The organism is Paenibacillus flagellatus, assembly GCF_003217775.1.
Classification (GTDB): Bacteria; Bacillota; Bacilli; order Paenibacillales; family NBRC-103111; genus Paenibacillus_AB; species Paenibacillus_AB flagellatus.
Map to the genome: position 1 here is coordinate 139,168 of NZ_QJVJ01000002.1, position 22,465 is coordinate 161,632.

The 22,465-nt window shown below is 62.9% G+C and carries 17 protein-coding genes and 3 pseudogenes; 13 read left to right on the plus strand and 7 right to left on the minus strand.

Annotation, left to right across the window (positions count from 1 at the left end; genetic code table 11):
* Positions 1-45: 45 nt before the first annotated feature.
* The 9 genes and pseudogenes from DLM86_RS04320 (at position 46) to DLM86_RS04360 (ending at position 9,476) form a co-directional block, all read left to right on the plus strand.
* Positions 46-924, plus strand: coding sequence for an ABC transporter permease (locus DLM86_RS04320; RefSeq protein WP_245954377.1), 879 nt, complete (start codon positions 46-48; stop codon positions 922-924).
* Between the two features lie 45 nt (positions 925-969).
* On the plus strand, positions 970-2,574 hold the full coding sequence (locus DLM86_RS04325; protein ID WP_110838750.1) for an ABC transporter substrate-binding protein: 1,605 nt from the start codon (positions 970-972) through the stop codon (positions 2,572-2,574).
* Between the two features lie 144 nt (positions 2,575-2,718).
* The gene (locus DLM86_RS04330) at positions 2,719-3,969 is read left to right on the plus strand and encodes a M20 family metallopeptidase (protein ID WP_110839176.1); all 1,251 of its coding nucleotides are present in this window, start codon (positions 2,719-2,721) and stop codon (positions 3,967-3,969) included.
* A 48-nt stretch (positions 3,970-4,017) separates the two neighbouring features.
* Positions 4,018-4,998 (plus strand): ABC transporter ATP-binding protein, encoded by a 981-nt coding sequence (locus DLM86_RS04335; RefSeq protein WP_110838751.1) that lies wholly within the window; start codon positions 4,018-4,020, stop codon positions 4,996-4,998.
* A pseudogene (locus DLM86_RS04340) lies at positions 4,995-5,961 on the plus strand (ABC transporter ATP-binding protein). The gene DLM86_RS04335 and the pseudogene DLM86_RS04340 overlap by 4 nt, the downstream one beginning before the upstream one ends.
* Before the next feature lie 53 nt (positions 5,962-6,014).
* Positions 6,015-6,785, plus strand: coding sequence for an IclR family transcriptional regulator (locus tag DLM86_RS04345; protein WP_245954349.1), 771 nt, complete (start codon positions 6,015-6,017; stop codon positions 6,783-6,785).
* Positions 6,786-6,839: 54 nt separating this feature from the next.
* Positions 6,840-7,790 (plus strand): DUF1177 domain-containing protein, encoded by a 951-nt coding sequence (locus DLM86_RS04350; RefSeq protein WP_110838753.1) that lies wholly within the window; start codon positions 6,840-6,842, stop codon positions 7,788-7,790.
* Positions 7,791-7,836: 46 nt separating this feature from the next.
* Positions 7,837-8,508, plus strand: a complete 672-nt coding sequence (locus tag DLM86_RS04355) for an AroM family protein (protein WP_110838754.1) — start codon at positions 7,837-7,839, stop codon at positions 8,506-8,508.
* A 17-nt stretch (positions 8,509-8,525) separates the two neighbouring features.
* Positions 8,526-9,476, plus strand: a complete 951-nt coding sequence (locus DLM86_RS04360) for an aminopeptidase (protein ID WP_110838755.1) — start codon at positions 8,526-8,528, stop codon at positions 9,474-9,476.
* Positions 9,477-9,562: 86 nt separating this feature from the next.
* Here the strand turns inward: DLM86_RS04360 and DLM86_RS04365 are convergent, their stop codons facing one another.
* From DLM86_RS04365 to DLM86_RS33155, 4 genes and pseudogenes are all read right to left on the minus strand, one after another.
* Positions 9,563-10,096, minus strand: coding sequence for a hypothetical protein (locus tag DLM86_RS04365; RefSeq protein ID WP_110838756.1), 534 nt, complete (start codon positions 10,094-10,096; stop codon positions 9,563-9,565).
* A 171-nt stretch (positions 10,097-10,267) separates the two neighbouring features.
* Positions 10,268-10,975, minus strand: a complete 708-nt coding sequence (locus tag DLM86_RS04370) for a Crp/Fnr family transcriptional regulator (protein WP_110838757.1) — start codon at positions 10,973-10,975, stop codon at positions 10,268-10,270.
* A 1,192-nt stretch (positions 10,976-12,167) separates the two neighbouring features.
* Positions 12,168-12,332: pseudogene (locus tag DLM86_RS33150) on the minus strand (DapH/DapD/GlmU-related protein); the annotation flags it as partial.
* A gap of 84 nt (positions 12,333-12,416) precedes the next feature.
* Positions 12,417-12,773: pseudogene (locus tag DLM86_RS33155) on the minus strand (acyltransferase); the annotation flags it as partial.
* Between the two features lie 158 nt (positions 12,774-12,931).
* Between DLM86_RS33155 and DLM86_RS32645 the strand changes: the two are divergent.
* The 4 genes from DLM86_RS32645 (at position 12,932) to DLM86_RS04395 (ending at position 17,503) form a co-directional block, all read left to right on the plus strand.
* Complete coding sequence (locus DLM86_RS32645; protein WP_245954350.1) at positions 12,932-13,816, plus strand: helix-turn-helix transcriptional regulator; 885 nt, start codon at positions 12,932-12,934, stop codon at positions 13,814-13,816.
* Positions 13,817-13,924: 108 nt separating this feature from the next.
* Positions 13,925-15,097: an SGNH/GDSL hydrolase family protein gene (locus DLM86_RS04385; RefSeq protein ID WP_110838759.1), complete on the plus strand. Its 1,173-nt coding sequence runs from the start codon at positions 13,925-13,927 to the stop codon at positions 15,095-15,097.
* A gap of 125 nt (positions 15,098-15,222) precedes the next feature.
* Positions 15,223-16,542 (plus strand): molybdopterin-dependent oxidoreductase, encoded by a 1,320-nt coding sequence (locus DLM86_RS04390; protein WP_110838760.1) that lies wholly within the window; start codon positions 15,223-15,225, stop codon positions 16,540-16,542.
* Between the two features lie 139 nt (positions 16,543-16,681).
* Positions 16,682-17,503, plus strand: coding sequence for a lipoate--protein ligase family protein (locus DLM86_RS04395; RefSeq protein ID WP_110838761.1), 822 nt, complete (start codon positions 16,682-16,684; stop codon positions 17,501-17,503).
* Between the two features lie 82 nt (positions 17,504-17,585).
* Here DLM86_RS04395 and DLM86_RS04400 read toward each other — a convergent pair whose 3' ends face one another.
* The 3 genes from DLM86_RS04400 to DLM86_RS04410 form a co-directional block, all read right to left on the minus strand.
* Entirely contained in the window at positions 17,586-19,541 is a 1,956-nt protein-coding gene (locus tag DLM86_RS04400) for a right-handed parallel beta-helix repeat-containing protein (protein WP_110838762.1), read from the minus strand.
* 459 nt (positions 19,542-20,000) lie between these two features.
* Positions 20,001-20,906 carry a M15 family metallopeptidase gene (locus DLM86_RS04405; RefSeq protein WP_110839178.1) on the minus strand — a complete coding sequence of 302 codons (906 nt, stop codon included), beginning with the start codon at positions 20,904-20,906 and terminating at the stop codon, positions 20,001-20,003.
* 136 nt (positions 20,907-21,042) lie between these two features.
* The gene (locus DLM86_RS04410) at positions 21,043-22,374 is read right to left on the minus strand and encodes a glycosyltransferase family protein (protein WP_110838763.1); all 1,332 of its coding nucleotides are present in this window, start codon (positions 22,372-22,374) and stop codon (positions 21,043-21,045) included.
* Positions 22,375-22,465: the final 91 nt, after the last annotated feature.

A 22,465-nucleotide genomic window follows, 5' to 3' on the forward strand; every position in this document is an offset into this window, starting at 1 on the left:
CCGGGGGGACAGGGGGAATCCACTTTGAGCAAATCGACCGTTTCCATTCCGGCCGCGGCGTCCAAAACCCGGGACGGGCATACGGCGCTGTCGACGGTTCGGCTGCTGCTTCGCAACCGGCTGGCCACGATCGGGCTTCTGTTCATCGTCCTGTGGACGCTGCTGGCGCTGCTCGCGCCGGCGATAGCGCCTTACGATCCGAACGTGCCGAATACGCTGGACAAGCTGCAAGCGCCGAGCGCCTCCCACTTGTTCGGGACGGACAATTTCGGCCGGGATATTTTCAGCCGGGTGCTGTACGGCGCCCAAATCTCGATCTGGTCCGGCTTGATCGCCGTCGGCATTTCGTTCTGCATCGGCGTTCCGCTCGGCGGCATCGCGGCTTATTACGGCGGCGCGCTCGGCAACGTCATCATGCGACTGATGGACATGCTGCTCGCCTTCCCGTCGCTCGTGCTGGCGATGGCGATCGCCGCCTCCATGGGGCCGGGACTGTCCAGCGCGATGATCGCCGTCGGCATCGTCGGCGTTCCCGAATTCGCCCGGCTCATGCACGGGCAGACGATCTCGCTGCGCGAGAAGGAGTTCGTCGAGGCGGGACGCGCGATCGGCCTGAACGACTCCGTCATCCTGTTTCGCCACATTTTGCCGAACGCGCTGGCGCCGCTTATGGTGCGGGCGACGCTCGGGATGGGCTTCGCGATCTTGACCGCGGCGAGCCTCAACTTCCTCGGTCTCGGCGTCCAACCGCCGACGGCGGAATGGGGCGCCATGATTTCCGAAGGGCGGGGGTACATCATCTCCGGCCAATGGTGGATCGTCAGCTTTCCGGGGCTTGCGATCGCCACGTCGATTCTCGGGTTCAACCTTCTGGGGGACGGCTTGCGGGACGTGCTCGATCCGCGGCTGCGCTCCAGCAAGTGAATCATACAGGCACATAATCAGGGGACTAACGAGGAGGAGAACGAGATGAAGAACAAACAATGGTTGGCATCCGTCGCGGCGGGCGTCCTGCTGCTCGCGGCGATCGGCTGCAGCTCGAACGCGAACCAGAAGCCGGGCGACCAGGCGGCGACCACGCCGAATGCGCCCAGCGCGCAAAGCGGCGGGCAGACGATTACGATCGCCTACTCCGAAGGCGGCACGACGATGGACCCGGCGGAAGCGAGCGATCTGACCTCCGACACGCTCGTCGTGGCGGCCTACGACCAGCTCGTCACCTACGGCGTCAAAAACGCGGACGGCGGACAAGTCGCGAACACCGACGAGATCAAGCCGATGCTGGCCAAAAGCTGGACGGTATCCGACGACAACCTGACCTATACGTTCACGCTGCAGGACAATGCGAAATTCCAAAGCGGCAACCCGGTCACGGCCGATTCGGTCGCCTACTCGCTGGACCGTCTGAGCAAATCGAAGTCCGGCAGCTTCCTGTACCAATTGTCGGGCATCAAGACGGTAACGGTGAAGGATCCGAAAACGATCGTCATCCAGCTGGACAAGCCGAACCACATGTTCATGCAAATGATCGGCTTGTACAACTTCTCGATTCTCGACGACAAGCTGATGAAGGAAAAGGGCAACGACTACGTGACGAACCATGCGGCCGGCTCCGGTCCGTTCTCGATCGAGAAATGGGACCCGGCGACCGAGGCGGTGCTCGTCGCGAACAAAAGCTACTGGCAGGGCGCGCCGAAGCTTGACAAGGTGACGCTGAAGTTCATGAAGGAAGCGTCGAACCGCGTCATGCTGCTCGGCAAGGGCGACGTCGACATGGCGATCGAAATTCCGGCGAAGGACGTCGCCGACCTGAAAAAGAACGACAAAATCGCCGTCAACTCGAACGCGAGCAACCGGATTTTGTACTTCGCGCTGAACACGAACGTGAAGCCGTTCGACAACCAAAAGGTGCGTCAGGCGCTCGCTTACGCGGTACCTTACGATCAGCTCATCCACGACGTCATGTACGACCAAGCGAAGCAGATGAAGAGCGCGGTCGCGAGCAATACGCCGGGCTACTCCGACGCGGGCTACGTCTACAAGCACGATCTGGAGAAGGCGAAGCAGCTGCTGAAGGAAGCGGGCTACGAAAAAGGATTCAGCTTCGACTTGACGCTCGGCTCCGGCTTCCAGGACTGGGAGGACGACGCCGTCCTGATGCAGGCCGAATTCGCGAAAATCGGCGTTACAATGAATATCCAGAAGGTGGCGCGGGCCCAATTTTTGCAAATGCAAAAGGAGCGCAACTTGACCGCCTACATTTCCAAATGGACGTCGTTCGTCAACGACCCGAGCTACCACCTCGGCTTCCTGCTCTACGGCAAAGGCACGTCGAACTACGGCAACTACAAAAACGCGAAAGTCGACGAGCTGTGGGAGCAGGCGAACAACGAGAAGGACAAGGCGAAGCGCGACGCGCTGTACAAGCAGGCGCAAGAAATCATTACGACCGATTCCCCGTGGCTGTATCTGTACGAATACAACCGGATCGTCGGCTTGAACAAAAACGTCAAAGGCTACGTGTACTACCCGGATGAAATCATCCGCTTCTATCCGATCAGCAAAGGGCAATAACGCGAAAAAGCAGGCAAAGGGATAAACGGTCCCCGGCGCACAGCCGGGGAGCCGGCCCGGCCGGGGGCGGACCGCCTTCATTGCGGCCCGCCGGCCGCCGGCCGGACAAGCGTGTTCAAATTCGAACGAAAAGAGATGTTCACGATGGATTGGAACAAGCGTCTTCTCGAAGAAATCGACAAACGGCAGGACGAGCTGATCGACCTCTGTTCGAAGCTGATTCAATTTCCGAGCGAAAATCCTCCGGGCGACACCCGCGACATAAGCAAGTTCATTATCGACTATTTGCAGGAGGCGGGCATCGGCACCGACGTCCACGAATCGGCGCCGAACATGCTGAACCTGCTGTCCACGATCGGGGCGGAGGGCGAGAAGCATTTGCTGTTCTGCGGCCATACCGACGTCGTGCCGGCCGGCGATTTGTCCCGCTGGGACTTCCCCCCGTTCGGCGGACTCGTCCGTGACGGCTACATTCTCGGCCGCGGCGCCTCCGACATGAAGTGCGGCCTCGCCGGTCTGATCTTCGCGACCGCGCTGCTGAAACGTCTCGGCGTTCCGCTAGCCGGACAGCTCTCGCTGTTCATCGTGCCGGACGAAGAAACCGGCGGTCACTACGGCGTGCCGTGGGTGCTGGAGCGCGGGCTCATAACGGGTACGGCCGCCGTCATCGCCGAGCCGTCGTCCCCGCAGCATCCGACGATCGGGCAGAAGGGGAGCGCCTGGTTCGAATTTACGGTGGAAGGGACGCCGGGTCACGGCAGCCTGTCCCCGTTCAAAGGCGACAGCGCCATCCTGAAGGCGGCGAAGGCGATCGAGGCGCTGCAGAAGCTGACCGAAATGAAGCCGACCATTCCGGCCGACGTGCAGGAGATGATCGACATTTCGAAGGAATACGCCCGCAAGCGGGAGGTGCTCGACGTCAGCGACGTGTACGACCACGTGACCGTCAACATCGGGACGATTCACGGCGGCACGAAGGCGAACGTCGTGGCGGACAAATGTACGGTCGAGGTCGACTCCCGCGTGCCGTTCGGCATCGATTACCGCGACGTGCTGGCGGAGGCGAAGCGGCTCCTGCTCGAAGTCGGCGTCGACGTCGAGCTGAAGCCGATCGGCTTCCGGGCCAACGCGAACTGGACGCCGCCGACGGAGGACATCGTCAAGCTTCTAGTCGAGAGCATTACGGACGTGAACGGCCAAGAGGCGTACGGCGTCCTGCAATGGGCGACGAGCGACGCCCGGCATTTCCGCAATCACGGCATTCCGGTGCTGCAGTACGGCCCGGCGGAGCTGTCGACGATTCACAATTTCAACGAGCGCGCGCCGATCGACCAAGTCGTGCAGGCGGCGAAAGTATACGCGCTGACCGCCCTGAAATATTTGGGCGTGAAGTAAGTCGGAAGGCGTTTCGCGTCCGACAACGACAAGAAAGGGGGACGCGGCATGGACGCTTTGCTGGAAGTCCAAGGCTTGCAGACGGAATTCGCGACCCGTTCCGGCGTCGTAAGGGCGGTCGACGGCGTCGATCTGGTGCTGCACAAAGGCGAGACGCTCGGCGTCGTGGGCGAATCGGGCTGCGGGAAAAGCGTAACCTCCATGTCCATCATGGGGCTGCTGCCCAAAGGAGTAAGCCGGATCGCCGGCGGCGACATCCGGTTCAAGGGCAAAAGCATGCTGTCGCTGCCCGCCTCGGAGCTGCGCAAAATACGCGGCAACCAAATCTCGATGATTTTCCAAGAGCCGATGACGTCGCTCAATCCGGTATTCAAGATCGGCTCGCAAATCGCCGAAGCGATCCGCTTCCACATGAAGCTCGGCAAAACCGAAGCGTGGAGCCGGGCGGTCGACATGCTGAAAAAAGTCGGCATTCCCCGCCCGGAGCAGATCGCGATGGAATACCCGCACCAGCTGTCGGGCGGGATGCGCCAACGGGTCATGATCGCCATGGCGATGTCGTGCAACCCGGAGGTGCTCATCGCCGACGAGCCGACGACCGCGCTCGACGTGACGATTCAAGCGCAAATTCTCGACCTGATCCGCGAGCTGCAGGCGGAGCGCGGGACGGCGGTTCTGCTCATCACCCACGACCTGGGCGTCGTGGCCGAAACGTGCCAGCGCGTCGTCGTCATGTACGCCGGGCAAGTAGTCGAGGAGACCGACGTCAAATCGCTGTTCCGCAACCCGAAGCATCCGTACACGAAAGGGCTGCTCGGATCGCTGCCGCAATTGGCCGGCGAGGAGCAGCACCGGCTCGAGCCGATTCCCGGCAGCGTGCCGAATCCGGCGGACATGCCGAAAGGATGCCGGTTCGCCCCGCGCTGCGCGTTCCGCACCGAGGCGTGCGACAGCGTGCAGCCTCAGCTGGTCGAGATCGAAGCCGGGCACAAATGCCGCTGTCTGCTCGTGGAGGAGGGAACCCGATGAGCGCGCTGCTCGAAGTACGCAACCTGAAGAAGCATTATCCGGTCCGCAAAGGCTTGTTCGCCAAGCAGGTCGGCGTCGTCAAGGCGGTCGACGGCGTCTCGCTGACGATCGAGGAAGGCGAGACGCTCGCCATCGTCGGCGAGTCGGGCTGCGGCAAGTCGACGACCGGCCGCTCCATTCTGCGGCTGATCGAGCCGACCGAGGGCGAAATTCGGTTCCAGGGAACCGATATTCGCAAGCTGTCGCCCGGGGAGATGCGCCAATTTCGCACGAAGATGCAGATCGTGTTCCAAGACCCGTACGCTTCGCTTGATCCGAGATGGACGGTGCAGCGAACGCTCGAGGAGCCGCTCCGGACGCACGAACGGCTGTCGGAGTCGGACGTCAAGCTCCGGGTGGCGGAGCTGATGGAGACGGTCGGCCTGTCGTCGTATCACGCCAATCGGTTTCCGCACGAATTTTCGGGCGGCCAGCGGCAGCGGATCGGCATCGCCCGCGCGCTTGCGCTGAGGCCGAAGTTCATCGTCTGCGACGAGCCGGTGTCGGCGCTCGACGTGTCCATCCGCGCGCAGGTGCTCAAACCTGATGCAGGAGCTGCAAGGCCAATACGGGCTGACGTACATGTTCATCTCGCACGACTTGTCCGTCGTCAAGTTCATCAGCGACCGGGTCGGCGTCATGTACTTGGGCCGCATGGTCGAGCTCGGCCCGACCCGCGAGCTGTACGAGAAGCCGCTCCACCCGTATACGCAGGCGCTTATGTCCGCCCTGCCGGTGCCGGACCCGGAAGCGAAGCGCGAGCGGATCGTGCTGACCGGCGACGTGCCGAGTCCGCAAAACCCGCCCGCCGGCTGCGCCTTCCATACGCGCTGCCCGGTCGCGAAGCCGGAATGCAAGAGCGTCTCGCCGGCGTGGAAGGAAATTTCTCCCGGAAGAAGCGTAGCCTGCCACTTATATTCATGATACGTTTAAAGGGACGATGAATATGGGGAGGAGGGCCCGCTATTCTTAAAACATTGGATAACGCGCTGGAGCTGCTGGAATATTTCACGAGAGAGAACCCGACTTGGGGCGTTCGCGAGCTGGCCAAGGAGATGGACATGAGCCATTCGATCGTCCATCGCATCTTGACGACGTTCGAGTCGCACGGGTTTTTGATCCAAAACCAGGACACGAAAAAGTACGAGCTGGGAACGAAGCTGTGGGAATACGGGTCGATCATCCGGGACAATTTGCGCATCTCCGACGTCATCTTCCCGATCATGCAGCGGTTGTCCGCGGAAACCGGGGAGTCGGTATTCCTCACGTGGCTCGACTACCACGAAGGCATCTGCGTCGAAATCGCGGAGAGCCCGCAAAAGCTGAAATACGCCGTATCGATCGGCAACCGGACGCCGCTGTACGCGGGCGCGTCGAACAAAGCGATCATGGCGTTCCTGCCCGCCGAGGACCAGGAGGCGATCATCGCGAAGGGGCTGAAGCCCGTAACCGGCAAAACGGTCATCGATCCCGCCAAGCTGCGCGACGATTTGACGGTCATCCGGAGGAACGGCTGGGCCTACTCGGTCGGGGAATATTCCGACTCGATCTTCGGCATCGCGCTGCCGCTATTCTCGAATAAAGGGGAAGTCGTCGCATCGATCACGCTCGCCGGGCCGGAATACCGGATGCCGAAGTCCAAGGTGCCCGACGTGCTGGACACGATGCGGGCGAAGCGCGACGAGATCGAGGCGTGTCTGCATAAAATGAGTTTTTCGTATACGTCCGGGCGGCGCGCCGGAGGGTAACGCCGCCGCCGGATATCGATAGGGAACGCAACGCATCGGAGAGGGGATGGACAGATGGCACTCAAGCAAACGATATCGGTACTCGAAACGATGGATAGCGCCTACGTCACCGGGGAGAAGATCAAGGAACTGTTTGCCGATTTCCCGGAAGTCGCGGTGACGGTGCAAACCGTTCACGGGGAAAAGGGCTCGACGGATTTCGTCAAAATCGTCGTTCCGGGCACGGAAGGCAAGCTCGGGGGCGGATCGGCCCCGACGTTCGGCATTATCGGCCGTCTCGGCGGCATCGGCGCCCGGCCGAGCCGGGTCGGCATCGTATCGGACGCCGACGGCGCGGTCGCGGCCGTGGCGAGCGCGCTGAAGCTGGCCGAGATGAAGCGCAACGGCGATTCGCTGCGCGGCGACGTCATCGTGACGACGCACATTTGCCCGGACGCGCCGACGCGGCCGCACGAGCCGGTCGATTTCATGGATTCGCCGGTCGATATTTTGACGATGAACCGATACGAGGTCGTCCCGGAAATGGAAGCGGTGCTCTCGATCGATACGACCAAGGGGAACCGGGTCATCAACCATAAAGGGATCGCTTTGTCGCCTACGGTCAAGGAAGGGTACATCCTTCGCATCAGCGACGATCTGCTCCGCATCATGGAAATGACGACAGGCCAGCTGCCGGTCACGTTCCCGATCACGATGCAGGACATTACGCCGTACGGCAACGATCTGTACCATATCAACAGCATCCTGCAGCCGTGCGTCGCGACGGACGCTCCCGTCGTCGGGCTGGCGATCACCGCGCAATCGGCCGTTCCGGGCTGCGGGACGGGGGCGAGCCACGAGGTCGATATCGCCTCCGCCGTCCGGTTCGCGGTCGAAACCGCGAAGGAAGTGACGAACGGCACGTGCTCGTTCTACAGCAAGGACGAGTTCGAGCGCATTCAGAAGCTGTACGGGTCGATGAAGGTGCTGCAGACGATGGGACGTCCGGCAAGCCAAGTCGTCTGATCGCAAGCGGCGCCACATCGGTCAGGCGGAAACGGAGGAGCCGTTCATGAGAACATTGGGTACGGTCACGATCGGCCAGGCGCCCCGCCCGGACGTCGGGCCGATATTGGAGAAGCATTTGGCGGCTAAGGCGGAGCTCGTTCAGGTCGGCGTGCTGGACGGGATGACGAAGGAGCAGGTCTACGCGTCGTTCCGTCCGGAGCCGGGCGATTACGTGCTGACGTCGCGGCTCGCCGACGGCGATTCCGTCGTCATGGCCCGCGAGAAGATCGCTCCGGTGCTGCAGCGGAAAATTGACGGGCTCGAGGAGCGGGGCTGCCGCCACATCCTCGTCCTGTGCACGGGCGTATTCGAGGGGCTGTCGACGAAGCGGGCGGAGCTGCTGGAGCCGGACGAGCTGCTCGCTCCGATCGTGGCGGCGATGGTCGGCCGCAAACGGTTCGGCGTCATCGTCCCCTTGGCGGAGCAGGCGGAGTCACTGACCGCGAAATGGTCGAAGCACGGCTTGAAGCCCGTCGTCGCGGCCGCCTCGCCGTACCGGTACAGCGAGAGTGAAATGGCGGCCGCCTGCGCCCGGCTGAAGGACGAGACGGATATCGTCCTGCTCGACTGCATGGGCTATACGGAGCCGATGCGTGCGTTCGTCGCGGAGAAGACGGGGCTTCCCGTCATCCTGTCGAACGCGCTGATGGCCAAGGTCGTCTCGGAAATGATATGAGAAGGATGCGATGGGCGATGGATCAAACGTTGGTGGATACGAGCTGCAAGCTGCTGCAGCGGTGTATGGGGGTCAAGCCCGGGGAGAAGCTGCTCGTCGTCGCCGACGATCCGAAGAAGGACATCGGCGAGGCGCTGTACGAGGCGGCGAAGCGGGTCGGGGCGGAAGCGATGCTGATGGTGATGAGCGAGCGGGACAAATCGGGTCAAGAGCCGCCGGAGCCGGTAAGTGAAGCGATGAAGCGCTCGGACGTCGTCGTCTGCGTGACGCGCCATTCGCTGACGCATACGAAAGCGCGCAAGGAAGCGGTCGCCCATGGAGCGAGAATCGCGACGATGCCGGGCATTACCCGCGACATGTTCCTCGAAGGCGCGGTGGCGGCCGATTACGATCAAGTAAAGCGGTTGACCGAGCGAGTGACGGAGCTGCTCGGCCGCGGCGACCGGGTCCGGATCGAGAAGGACGGCCGCTCGCTGACGTTCTCCATCGCCGGGCGCGTCGGCGTCGCGAGCACCGGCGTCTACCGCAACCCCGGCGAATCCGGCAACCTGCCGTCGGGCGAAGGCTATATCGCGCCCGTCGAAGGGTCCGGCTCGGGGCGGATCGTCGTGGACGGATCGATCGCCGGCATCGGCAGGATCGATTCGCCGGTCGAGCTGACGATCGAGAACGGGCGTCTGGTCGAGGCGACGGGGGCCGCGGCGGGCCGGCTGCTCGACATGCTGGGCGACGGCGACGGACGGATGCTCGGCGAGTTCGGCATCGGCACGAACGACAAGGCGCGCATTACGGGCGTCGTGCTGGAGGACGAGAAGGTGTACGGCACGATCCACGTCGCCTTCGGCAGCAACCATACGTTCGGCGGCACGATCGAGGCGGGCGTCCATATCGATCTGGTCGTCAGCCGTCCCGACGTGTACGTCGACGACGTCAAAATGATGGACCGCGGCCGCCTGCTTCTCGATTGAGCGGCCGGGCGGAAAGCGACAACAACAAAAACGTCAGCCTCTTGATGGGGGCTGACGTTTTTGTTGCGTTCGGCGGCTTCCCCGCCTTATTTCGCGCCGTCCGGATCGGCGCGCCCGACGCCGATGATCGCGTTGCCGTACCGGAACGTCTTCACCCAGTACGTGCCTCCTTCTTCCAGACGGACGCGTTCGGCATAAATTTCGTAAATGTCGCCTTCGCTCGTCCGCACCTGATCGCCGCCTCTTTTCGGGTTCCACCGCTCCGCGATCGTCACCCGCTCCGTTTCGGGCTCCCGGATCGCATCCAGCAGACCGCCGCCCAACAGCATGACCATATAGAGCAGCATGACGCCGAGCAGGGCGAGGAACAAGTATCGGAGCGGCGCGGGCGGCGCGATTTTTCGCTTGACGACCGCTCTCAGGTAGGGGACGAAATAGCTGTAAAACAGCAGGGCGGCGCTGCCGGAGCCGATTTCGGTCCACAGCACCCGCCTCTCGTCGGACGGATACGACGCCGCGATAACGGCGCCGATCAGCCCGGTCAGCACGATTGCGATACGGGCGATATTTCGTTTTTTGCGGTACCATTTCCGGTAGTCGGCCGATTCCGTCTGCGTCACGCGATGCACGCCCCTTTCCGAATGGACGCTCTCTCCCGATTGGCCGAAAGCGTCTTTCCGAAATCGTAATACGCGCGCCGGCCGGCAACGTTTCGTTTCGCCGAACAGTCCCGACTGTTCCCATCGTTCCCGGATAGGGGAGAGCTCCGCATGCGCTGCGCCCTTCCTCGTTCACTGCACGAACCGCTCCAAGCCGTGCATGTCGGCTACGACCAGCTGCCTCGGCTCGTCCAGCAGCACGCCCTCGCGCTTGAGCCGATTGACGAACCGGTTGACCGTCTCGCGCGTCGTTCCCGCCATCCGGGCCAAATCGCTGTTCGTCGTCCGGACGCCGATACGCGTCCCCGACTTCTCCGGCACGCCGTATTCGCGGGCGAGCCGGATGAGCACGGCGGCGATCCGAAACTGGATATCGATGCTGGACATGTCGCGCAGCTTCGCCTGCAGGTCGCGAATGTGGCGGCCCATCATCCGCATCGCCTTCACGGCCGTCTCCGGACGTTCGAGCACGATTCGCTCGAACGCCCGGTCCGGAATGACGCACAGCTCGGCATCGAGGACGACTTCGGCGGTCGCGGGATACGGCGCGTTTTCGAAAAAGCCGGCGTGCGGGAACATTTCCCCCGGCTTGATGAAGTTCATGATCGCCTCGTTCCCTTGGTGGTCCACCTTATACACTTTTATGACGCCCTTGACGGCGAAAAACACGGCGTGCCGCTCCTCGCCCTCCATAAAGACGTTGGATTTGCTGCGGTACGTCCGCATCGCGGCCGCCTCGGCGATCGGGCGGAGCTCCGAATCGTCGAGATCGGCCAACATATACATCCGGCGCAGCATGTCGAAATCGGAAATCAAAGCCGCCCCTCGCTTTCTTCCCATCGGAATTCCTTTCTTTATCTTAAAGGAATCGCGGGCGAAAGCAAACGTCCGCGCATCATGCGCGGGGCAGCTTCATCGCCGGCTCGAGCCGGTGGACGCCCTTCGGCCGGTAGCCGAGCGCGCCGCTTGCGCCGTATACGTCGGCCAGCAAATACAAGATGCTGAGCCACATTTCCGTCCCTTGCAGTCCGGGGGGCTCGCCGGGCTCCAGCGTGAAGCTGAAGCCGCGGCCGTCGATCCACCGGTCGAGCGCCCGGTCCAGCTGCCGCTCCGCCCAAGCGGCGGCTTCGTCCTTGCGGTAATCGGTTTGCCGCAGGCAAAGCCACAGCGGGTGGACGACGTCGAGCACGTTGCACGCATTGCCCGCATCGGCGCGGAAAAACGCCCGGTCGCGGCCGTGCGCGAGCACCGTGTCGATCGCCGCCTGCGGGTACGGCAGCGGGACGCCGAACTGCGCATACGTGGCGCGGGTAAGCCGATAAAAGCCGTTGACCGGCTGCAGCCACCGCTCCGTCTCCGTCGGCGAGCCCCATAAGCCGCTGAGCGGATCGGCATGCGTATGCAGCCAGCCGAACAGCGCGTCGGGACGAAGCGACGAGCCGAACCAGAGCCGGTTGAAGTAGACGGCCGTCGCATAGCTGTCGATCCAGTCGCCGCAGCTCCACGCGTTCGTCGACCACGGCAAGCTGTCCAGATGGCGGTGGAGCTCCTCGAAGGAAAGCTTTTCGACGACGTGGACCGGATGGGCGAACTTCGCGCCGAGCAGCTCGAGCGCGTAGCCGACGGCGAGAATGTGGTAGCGCGACAGATGGTCGCGCAGCAAGTCCGGCCGGTCGGTCGCCGGATCGGGCGGCTGCCACGGATCGGGCAGCAGGCCGGTGGCGGCGTCCTGGAATGAGCGGAGCCGCTCAACGAGCGCGTCGCGCCCGAAGCCGGGCGGCGTCCCGCCGAACATCGCGGCGATCTCGACGGCGTCGCACCACGCCCGGGCGGTCCGCTTGCCGCCCGGCACGTTGACGTAGGCGCCACCGTCCGGCGTCTCCGCGATGTAGCCGGCGAGCAGCTCCGGCAGCTGGCGCTCGACGCGGGCGGAGAAGCGCTCGAGCCGGGCCGCCAGGCTCGAGCGAGCGCCTGCGCCGGCGCCGGCGCCGGCCGCCGCACTCGCGCCCGCACTCGCGTCGCCAGCCGGCGCTTCGAGCCGGCTGCGAAGCAGCCGTGCCGGGTTGCCGCCGACGACGGCGTAGTCCGGCACGTCCTTCGTGACGACGGCGCCGCCGGCGACGATCGCGTGCGAGCCGATGCGCACGCCGTCCACGATGACGGCGCCCGCGCCGATCCAGACGTCGTCGCCGATGACGATCCCTTTCGACGTGCAAGGCTGGGCGTGGATCGGCTTGTCGACGTCGGCATAGCCGTGGTTGAAGCCGTACAGCGAGGCGTGCGACGCGATGCGCACGCCGTTGCCCATCGTGACGGGGCCGGCGACGACGGCGTACGGGTTGACGGTACAGTCGGCCCCCATCTTCACCAGGGGGCCGCGAACGATGGCGCCGGCCGCAATCCAGCTGCGGTCGCCCATCGCAAGCGTATCGGCGAACACGTTCGCTTCCGGGGAAACGAAGCAGCTTTCGCCGAATTCGGCGTCGTACCGGCTTTTCAGCCGCCGCTGCCAATCGAGCTGAGCGTCCCGCTGCTCGGCCGTCGCCGGCAGCCACGGCATCCAGTTCAGCTCCCGTTCGTCCGTCGACTGCCGTTCGTCCGGCTGCCGTTGATCCGTCGAGGGCCGCGTTTGTGTCATGGCGATCACTCCTTGTCAAATCACGCACAATATCGATTGCGCTTGCACCAAATGTACCGGATAATAAGGGCGATTGGAATGGTCGGATCGACATTTCTATTTGTCAAAAACGACACTACGAACACGGCATTATCTTATCGAATGGGGGAGGGGAGCCCATGACGGAACAGACGGATCCGAGCGGGTATTCGTACCATATCGTCTGGACGGTCGATCGCCGGACGGAGCCCGGGTGGAGCGATATTCGGCAAAATGTGAACGTGCACAGCCTGTACTGGATTCAGGAAGGCCAAGGAACGATATATGCCGATGCGCCGTATCCGGTCGAGGGCGGTACGCTCGCCTATTTGCCCCCCGGCTTGCAAATCCGTACCGAGTCGGACAAGACGTTCCCGCTGCAAATCGTCATGGTGCTGCTGTCGGTCTGGTCGGTCCGGCATCCCGCCGCATCTTCCGGCGTTCCCGAGGTGGACGCCGTTCCCTCGCTGCGGCTTCCGTTTCTGACCCGCTACCCGGTCGAGGCGGCGAAGGACATCGGCCGGGCGTTCCGCCGGGTCGCCGAAGGGTGGGTGCCCGACGGCCGGGGCGGCGACCTCGCGGTGAAGGCCGAGCTGCTGAAGCTGATGCACCTGCTTGTCCAGGAGCTTCGGCCTTCTGCGCACCGTCCGTCCGTCGCGGACGTGTTCGAGGCGGTGAAGACGCATCTGGAGCAGGAGTTCGCCCAAGACGTGAAGGTCCGCGACTTGGCGGATAAATTCGCCATTTCCGCCACGTATTTGCGCCGGCTGTTCCTTCAGCGGCTCGGCATGACGCCCAAGCATTATTTGCAGCAGGTGCGCAACGAGCATGCGTGCCGCTACTTGACGTACACGGGGATGTCCATGAAGGATGTCGCCCGCGCCTGCGGATACGCGGACGAATTCCATTTCAGCAAGGCGTTCCGCCGGATGAACGGACGTTCTCCGTCCGACTATCGGCTGCACGCGTCGGCCGCGCGATCCGAGCGGATGATAACCGCTCCGACATCCGGGGGACCGGCTTGAATTGTCCGGAATCGTGCTACTTTTCGTCGGGATTGGACGTGGTGACAGCAGGCGGCGGGATGCTAGATTGGAAGGTGCAACCACTAGACGTACCAGGAGGGCACCCGCATGACTACCGTTAATCCGAACGAAAAGCAATCCGCCGATTACGCGCTCCGCTCCGGCATGAGGCGGTTCGCGGGCAAGCTGAAGCCGGGAGGGGCCGTCACCGTCGCCTTCCTCGGCGGGTCCGTGACGGCGGGAGCCGGCTCGTCCGACGGGGAGAAGACCAGCTATCGCGCCTTGACGTGCGATTACTTGAGGCGCCGCTTTCCGGAGACGTCGTTCGCCTTCGTCAATGCGGCGATCGGCGGAACCGATTCGACGTACGGCGCGTTCCGGCTTCGCGAGCACGTGCTGGCGAAAGGGCCGATCGACGCGCTGTTCGTCGAATTCGCCGTGAACGACGGCGGCGACCGGGCCGAGTCGATCCGCGCGATGGAAGGGATCGTCCGGCACGCGAAGCGAGCCGCTCCCGAGATCGACCTTTGCTTCCTCTATACGGCCAATCGGCCGACGGCCGAGCGGTACGGACAAGAGGGCCGCATGCAAAGCAACGTCTATCATCACGAGGAGGTGGCGGAGCATTACGGCATTCCGTCCGTCCGCATCGCCGAAACGGTCTATCGGATGATCGCGGCCGGCTCGCTCCGCTGGGAGCACATCAGCGGGGATTCCGTTCATCCGAACGATTACGGCTACTCGCTGTATGCGGACTGCATCCGGGCGTTTCTGGACGAGGCTTTGCCGACCGCGGCCGGACATGCGGCGGAGCCGCCGGCGGCTCCGCCCGAGCGGATCGATCCGTTCTGCTACGAGCGGGGGAGCATGCCGGAGCCGGCGGCGGCGGCGGACGAAGCGGCGGGCTTTCGCACCGTGAAGGGATGGACGGCCGAACGGACGTGCAACTGGAGTCCGCCCGCCGACATTGTCGTCGGCGACCGGCCGGGCGACTCGCTCCGGTTCCGCTTCTCCGGCACGGCGGCGGGGGTCTCGCTGCTCGCCGGCATGGATACGGGACGTCTCGACGTATCGATCGACGGGGAGCCGTACCGGACGATCGAGCTGTTCGACGAATATTGCCCGAAGTTTTATCGGCCCAAAATCGCGATGCTCGCGAAGGGGCTCGATCCGGGCGAGCATACCGTATCGCTGCGCGTATCCGAGGGGAGGCACGAAGGAAGCGAGGGCACGGCGGTCCGCCTCCTGCGTCTGCTGGTGAACGGCGAAGCGGGCGCCTGACCGGGCCCGATAGCGGAATGGAACCGATTGCATTTCCGAACGTCGGCAAGCCGGCCGTATGGTATAATGGGGCTAAACACGCTTCCGTTTAACGAACGGCCCATACCATCGGGGAGGTCGACGCCATGGAACAAGATCGGAAACGAAGGAACGCGTCGCTCGGCAAAAGGCTGGTCCGGCTTCACGCGTGGAACGGCTGGCTTGTTCTCGCGCTGGCCGCGACCGGCCTGCTGCTGTTCATACCGGAGCTGCGGGGCGGGCTCGGCTTCGTCCGGGTGACGCTCAAGCAGGCGCATATCGTGCTCGGCATCGTCTCGGCGCTGATCGTGCTGCTGTACGTCCCGGCGATGCGCAGACATATTCGTCAGCTGCGCGGCAAGCCGCGGCAGCAATGGAACTTGGGCGTCGTGCTGGCGCTGCTGCTCGGCTGGATCGTGTCGGGCGTCGTCCTGTGGCAGTTTCGCCGCCTTCCGCCGGCTTTGACGAACGCGGCGCTCTGGATGCACGATCTGTTGACGTGGGTCGGCGTCCCGTACGCGATATTCCATGCGGTGACGCGCAGCCGCTGGCTTCGCGTCAAACGTCCGGCCGCGCGCACGGCGGATGCGGTAGCGGGCGGCGAAGACGCGGGCCGGCCCGCCGAGCGGAAGCCGATCGTGCCGCTCGGGGAGCGGGTCGGCCGGACGGCCGGCCGGCTGCGGGAAGCCGCTTACACGCGGAGGGCGTTCCTTACCTGGTCGGTCGCGGGCCTGTTGGTCGTCCTCGTCGGCCCGAAATTCGCCCGCTGGCTGTTCTCGGGATCGGGAATGGACCGGGCGGCCCCCGGTACGCCCGCCGCGGACGCGAACCGGATGGTGCCGGCGCCGACGCCGCTTCCCGAGTCGGCCGTCCCGATCGGCGGCGGCGGCAAAGGCGAGTTTCGCATATACACGGTCGTCCGCATGCCCGAATTCGACTCGGACCGTTGGACGTTTGCGCTGAAGGGGCTCGTCGAAAAGCCGGGACAATGGAATTGGGAGCAGTTTTTGCAAATGCCGCGAACCGTGCAGGTGAGCGACTTCCACTGCGTTACCGGCTGGTCCGTGTACAAGACGACGTGGGAGGGCGTTCCGCTCAAACGGCTGCTGGACGAAGCGGGCGTGCTCCCCCGGGCGACGCACGTGAAGTTTTATTCCGGGGACGGCGTCTACACGGACAGCTTGACGCTGGAGCAGGCGAGCCTCGACGACGTCATGGTGGCCGTCCTGATGGACGGCAAGCCGATCGTCCGCGACTTGGGCGGACCGGTCCGGCTGCTCGTGCCGAAAATGTACGCGTACAAGTCGGTGAAATGGCTGCAGGGCATCGAGCTGATCGACAGCGAGCATATCGGCTATTGGGGGCGCAACGGCTACGACCAGCACGCCTGGGTGCCGGGCATGAAGCCGAAGCAGGTGTCCATCTGAACAGGGGGAAGGGGACGTCCGTCCGGGGGCGTCTTTTTTCGTTGGCAGGGCGAATCGTTCGCTCTGCATTGAACATCTTGCGCATTCGTGGTATCCTCTTACTGATTTTCGTCACACGAACTTAGGGGGAGATGATCGGATGAGCGGACGGATACCGTCTCCTTTTTTCATTCAGGATACGAGCGAAAAAACGCTGGTCGGGGACATTTTGTTCCCTTTTGCATACGACGAGCTGCTGTGCGGGAAAGTCGGCGAGGGCTCGGCGCCCTTCGTGCACATTTGGAGACATGAGAAGGCGGTCGTGCTCGGCTTGCGCGACCGCAGGCTGCCGAACGTGGAGCAGGCGATGGAATGGCTGCGGCTGCACGGCTATCAGGTCGGCGTACGGAATACGGGAGGGGCGGCGGTGTCGCTCGATCCGGGCGTCGTCAACGTGTCGATCGTCATGCCGAACCCGCCGGGCAAGCTGGAGTTCAAGGACGACTTCGAGCTGATGTACGCCCTCGTCCGCGAAAGCTTGAGCAAGCTCGGACTGGATGCGGCGAAGGGCGAAGTCGCCGGCTCCTATTGCCCAGGCGAGTACGACGTCAGCGTCGGCGGGCGGAAGCTGTGCGGCATCTCGCAGCGCCGACGGGCGAACGCGTTCATCGTGAACGCGTTCGTCAACGCGGAAGGACATGCCATCCGTCGCGGCGAGCTCATTCGTTCGTTCTACGAGGTCGCGACGGGCGGCCGCGCCGAGCCGGACGTGCCGGACGTCCGGCCGGAGACGATGGCCACGCTGGCGGAGCTGGGCGGTCCCGGCGCGACGGTGCGCACGTTCGTCGGGGCGGTCGTCGAGACGCTGAAGCAATGGGGCGGCACGGTCGGCCGCCATCCGGACAAGCCGTCGATGCGGGAGCTCGAGGAGATGGCGGCGACGCTGCGCAGCCGATACGATACGCGGAGCGGCGACGCCTGAGCCGTCGGCCCCGGAGATTGGAAAGTAAACCGTTCGGTGTACGCTGCCGGGCGGTTTATTCGTTTTCCACGAGAAAGCTCCCCTACAGGATCAAATTGGATTGCTGGACGACGGCCGGGTTCAGAAGCAGGTTCGCGCCGGTAAAATTGTTGTTGTACAGCTTCACCGAGCTGGCGGCGGCGAGCGTTTGAATATCGATGTTGTAAGGAGTCGCCGAGTAAAACAGATTTCCTTCCACGTAAGCGGCGATATCCCCGGAGAGGACGACGGCCTGCGTTTGGGAGGCATAATTCATGTCGAACGTGTTGCGAATCAGCTTCAGCTTGACGGGAGACTTCGCGGACGTCACGGCGAAGATCGGCGCGGCGTTGACGACGCCGGCGCTGTCGTAATGGTTGTTCGCGAACGCGATTTCCCCGTTCCCCAATTTGGCGAACGTCTGGCACCGCTTGAACGTGTTGTTCCGGATCAGCAGCCCTTTGATCACGTCGGAGTCCGTCGTGACGATGCCGTCAATGACGTCGTAGAACAAATTGGATTCCACGACGATATCCTCGTTGATCTGCACCTGCTGGTTCGGCACCGTATTCAAGACGACGCCCTTCCTGCAGCGTTCGATTTTGTTGTCCGTGACGGACGCGAAGCGGACGTTGTAGCATTGGACGCCCGTATTGCAATCGTGGATCATATTTCCCGAAGCCGTCAAATAAGGCCCCATGAAAATGCCGACGTCGTAGCCGGATATGAAATTGCCGGTGACGAACTGCCCCTTGGCCACCTCCGTGCCCGACCCGCTGATCGCCCGCTTCGTTTTTTGCGACGAAACCTGCTTGAAGATGTTGTTCGATACGATTACATGATAGCCGAATCCCATGGCGACGCCCCGGTCGAAACGGTTGCCGTCGAGAAGGGTGTAATGGGAGTCGAACAGATTGACGTCCGCGGCCAAGTTGTTTTCGAACGTGCAGTTGACGATTTTGAAGTTTTCCGCCCGAATGAAATCGACGTATTCGGTCCCTTCGTCGAAAGCGCGCTCGTATTTGCGCCACGCGCCGTCCACGAACATCAGCATGTCGTACTTTCCGTAGAAAACGCCGTCGATCGTACCGGGTGCGTCGATTTGCCAAAAATCTTTATTCGCCGGGGCGGCGGGATAGACGCCGGAAGAAGCGTTATACAGCCCCTTGTATTGCGTCCAGCCTTTTTCCCGGAACCCTTCGACATCGATGCCCGTTCTCGGCGCGGTGCCGTCGACGCCGTTTTTCGTTATGCCGGCATTGGCGATGAAGCAGCTGTCGACGACGACGACGTAGTTGGACTGGATGGAAATGTTGTTGCGTCTCGCGGATTCGAGCGCGCAGTTCCGGATGATCAAATGGCGGCACGGATTGTAAACGCCGTACTGGATCGAACGGGTGCTCTCCGTCGTGATGCAGTCGCCGGTGCTGTCCCGCATGATCATGTTTTCGACGATGACGAAGTCGGCGCTGCTGATGCGGACGAGGCTCGAGTATTCGTGCGTGCTCCGGTTCGGGGGCGTCGGCGTATACACATGCTCGATCCGGTCCCCGATCAGCGTCCCTCCGGACAGCCGGACGTTCGACACTTCCTTCAGCGTGAACAAAGAGGCGTCGATCCCGTAGTAGTCGTTCGGCTCGACCTTCATGATCGTACCGTCGGTCAGCGTAATCCGGATATGGCTCGGGGGCTTGACGCCACCCTCGATCGAACGGATCAAGTAGGTTCCTTCCGGGATGATCACTTCGGTGAAGCCGTTCGAGCGGGCGTCCGCGATCGCATTGTTCAGACCGGCCGTCGTTTCCGCCGCGTGCGTGCCGTCCGTATAAATGCCCCAGGCCGCCGGATCGATCACGATCGTTTTCGTCGAGGCGGACGTACCGCCGGGGCCGCCGCCGTATACGGATTGCGTCACCGTCCCGTTCGCCGCGCCGTACGTCGTTCCGTATAGAACGGCAGCGGCTCCCGCCGCGCCGAGCGAAGCGAGCAGCTTTCGTCTGCTGATCGGTTGGTTCGTCATTCTTCATCAAACCTCCTAAGGATGGATTGAACGTGCGATAGCAATCGCAAATGGGTGGAAGATGCGGGTCTCCTTTCGATTGGAAGCGCTTTCGAAATGGCGGATGTTTGGTGTACTTCGAGTAACGTGAGGCAGCTTTGTTGCGGACGGAAGGCAAAACGGCGGAGTGTACGCGAAGGTGCGGCCGGAAACGGCGGATGACGGAGCGGGCGGTTTCACGAAGGTCGTCGATCTGTTCACGAAGAGCCGACCGTCATGAGGACTTACCAAGAAGATCGAATGATGGGCGGGACGATTTGACTATCACCCCTTTATCAAATTTTTACACGTGTAAATTATGGGTGTGATGTCAGATTATCAAATTCGTCTCCAAATGTAAATACCCATTTCTGCGCAGAAAAAAAACGCTCGCGTGCAGGCTTGCCCGGCACGGAGCGTTTCCATCGTTAAGCGGCGCCGTTACTTGGAGACGGGCACGGCGTTCTGCGTATATTCCTCCAGCGTGACGCCTTTCTCGGCGATTTCCTTCGCCGCCTTCGTCCCGACGTAGCGCAAATGCCACGGCTCGTACTGGTAGCCGGTGACGTCTTCTTTCCCTTTCGGGTAGCGGATGATGAACCCGTGCTCGGCCGCATGGTCGGCGAGCCATTTCGCTTCCTTCGTTCCGGCGAAGCAGTCGGAGGCGGCGCATTTGCCGTCGCTGCCGGATATGTCCATGGCGAGCCCCGTCTGGTGCTCGCTGTGGCCCGGAACGGCGCTGTATTTGCGGGCCGCTTCCTCGCCGTCCTTTTTCACGTAGTTGTCGAACAGCGTCTTCTGCGTCGCTTGGGACCGGTAGCCGGATACGCCGGCGAGCGATATGCCGTCCTTCTCCGCGGCGGCGACGAGCTTCTCCAGAGCGCCGGCCGCTTCCTTGCGCATGAGCCGCTTGTCGCTTTTTTCTTTGAAAATGAACGGGATGTCCGGCTCGACGAGATCGTCCGGCTTGTAGTTGTCGGGCAGCTTATACGTCTTGTTGACGAGCACGGCTACGTCGTTCGGCTTCGCCACGACCTGCACCGCCGTCTTGCCGGCATCCGGCTTCGTCGTCCCGCTGCCGGGCTTGGACGCGCCTCCCGGAGCGGGGACGGTCGTCGTCGGCGTCGTGCCGCTGCCGCCGCCCGTCGGACCGGCCGGCTTCGCCGGCTCCCCTCCGGGTGTGCCGGAGCCGGTTCCCGTGCCGGAGCCGGTGCTATTCGTGCCGTCCGAGCTCGAGACGGGCGGCGGGGCCGCCGTATCGCCGGGCGCGGCCGGCTTCTCCCCGCAGGCGGAAATGACGAGCAAGCAGCATGCCGCGAGCGCGGCCGCTTGGAATCGAATGCGCATACGTTTCATATCCGAATAAGTCCTCCCGATGAAAGCAAAAGTGTACCGCTTCTGTATAATCGACGCTGCCGGGCCGCCGAAAGTTACAGGGCGCCGAGCCGGAACGAACGGAATTTTTCGGGAATCGCCCGGCGCGTCAAAACACGTAATTCAACCCGAACAGCAGCGTATAGCCGAGAAGCAGGACGACCAGTCCCGCGTCGACGAACGTTTTCCGCCTCGCCGGCCACTCGCTCGCCGCCAGCGCCATGAAAAGATACAGCGTGAACATGCCGCCCACGTAGCGAGCCCCGCTCAACAGTCCGGTAGGCGCGTAGGACACGACGAGATAGACGAACGAATACGCCCAGTACGAAAGCCGGGTTTTGTTCGTCATCGCGATCAACAGCCCGTGCACGGCGAAAAACAAAATCATTTGCGGAATCCAGACGCCGAGCGCGAACAGTGGACGGTTCTCGTGCAGCGTCCGGTACATATGGACGGCGAGGTTGTCGGCGAAAAAGCCGAACGTCTGCCCCCAATATTCCTTCTGATGAAACAGAAACCGAAACCAGTCGCCGGTCGCCAGCTTGTTGACGAGCAAATACAGGAAAATGCCGAACGAGGGCAGCAGTACGGCCGCCGCACCCGACGCCAGCTCCCGGGCCCGGGGCGCCTTCTTGGCGTTCCCGTTGTCCGAGCCGCTGCTCGAACGATGCTCGCGCCACGTTTCGATCAGCTCGATCGCGATCGGTACGGCGAGCAGCACTCCCTGGTTGCGGGTGAGCGCCGCCAGCATGCCGAAGACGCCGGCGAGCAGCCACTTGCGCTTGCGCGCGTTGTAGACGGACAAGACGCAGAGGGCGAAGAACAGCGATTCCGTATAAACGATGCTGAAGAAAAACGATAACGGGTACAGCATCATCAGCTTGGCGGAAGCGAAAGCCGTCCGCCCCGGCGCATCGAGCTCGACGAGCCGGACGAGCGCATACATGCCGATCAGCAGGAACGCGTTGGAGACGATGAGACCCGCCGCGAACAAGTCCGGTACGAGAAAGCCGACCAAGCGGATCAAAGCCGGATACAGCGGGTAAAAGGCGATCGTGATCGCCGAGTCGCCGTCGGCGTGGTAGCCCGTCCCGGCAATGCTCAAGTAATGGTACGTATCGTACTCGCGCCAGTAGGAGACGAACGTGTCGTACAGCGACGGCTTCCATTCGCCGATCAGGGCGGCGAACGCAAAACCGGCAATAAAGACGATGGCGCGCGTGACGGCAAACAAGACGATCACGCCGCGCCATACTTCCGAAGACGGCACGCGCGTCCCGGCGGGCGTGAGCGGCAGGCGATCTCCGGTACCGGCGGGGCCGGCCAAGCCGAACGGGTTCCAACCGAACCATTCCCGCACCGTTTTGCCGACGAGACAGAGCACGACGGCGATAAACATAACGACGGATGCAGCTTTAACCAAATAGGGCAAAACGTCCATGAGCTTCCTCGCGAATTCGTAATGATCGGCTGTACCAGTGTAGCCGTCGATTCGGGGATGCAAACGTGGAATTCGGCCCGCGGCCGTGCCC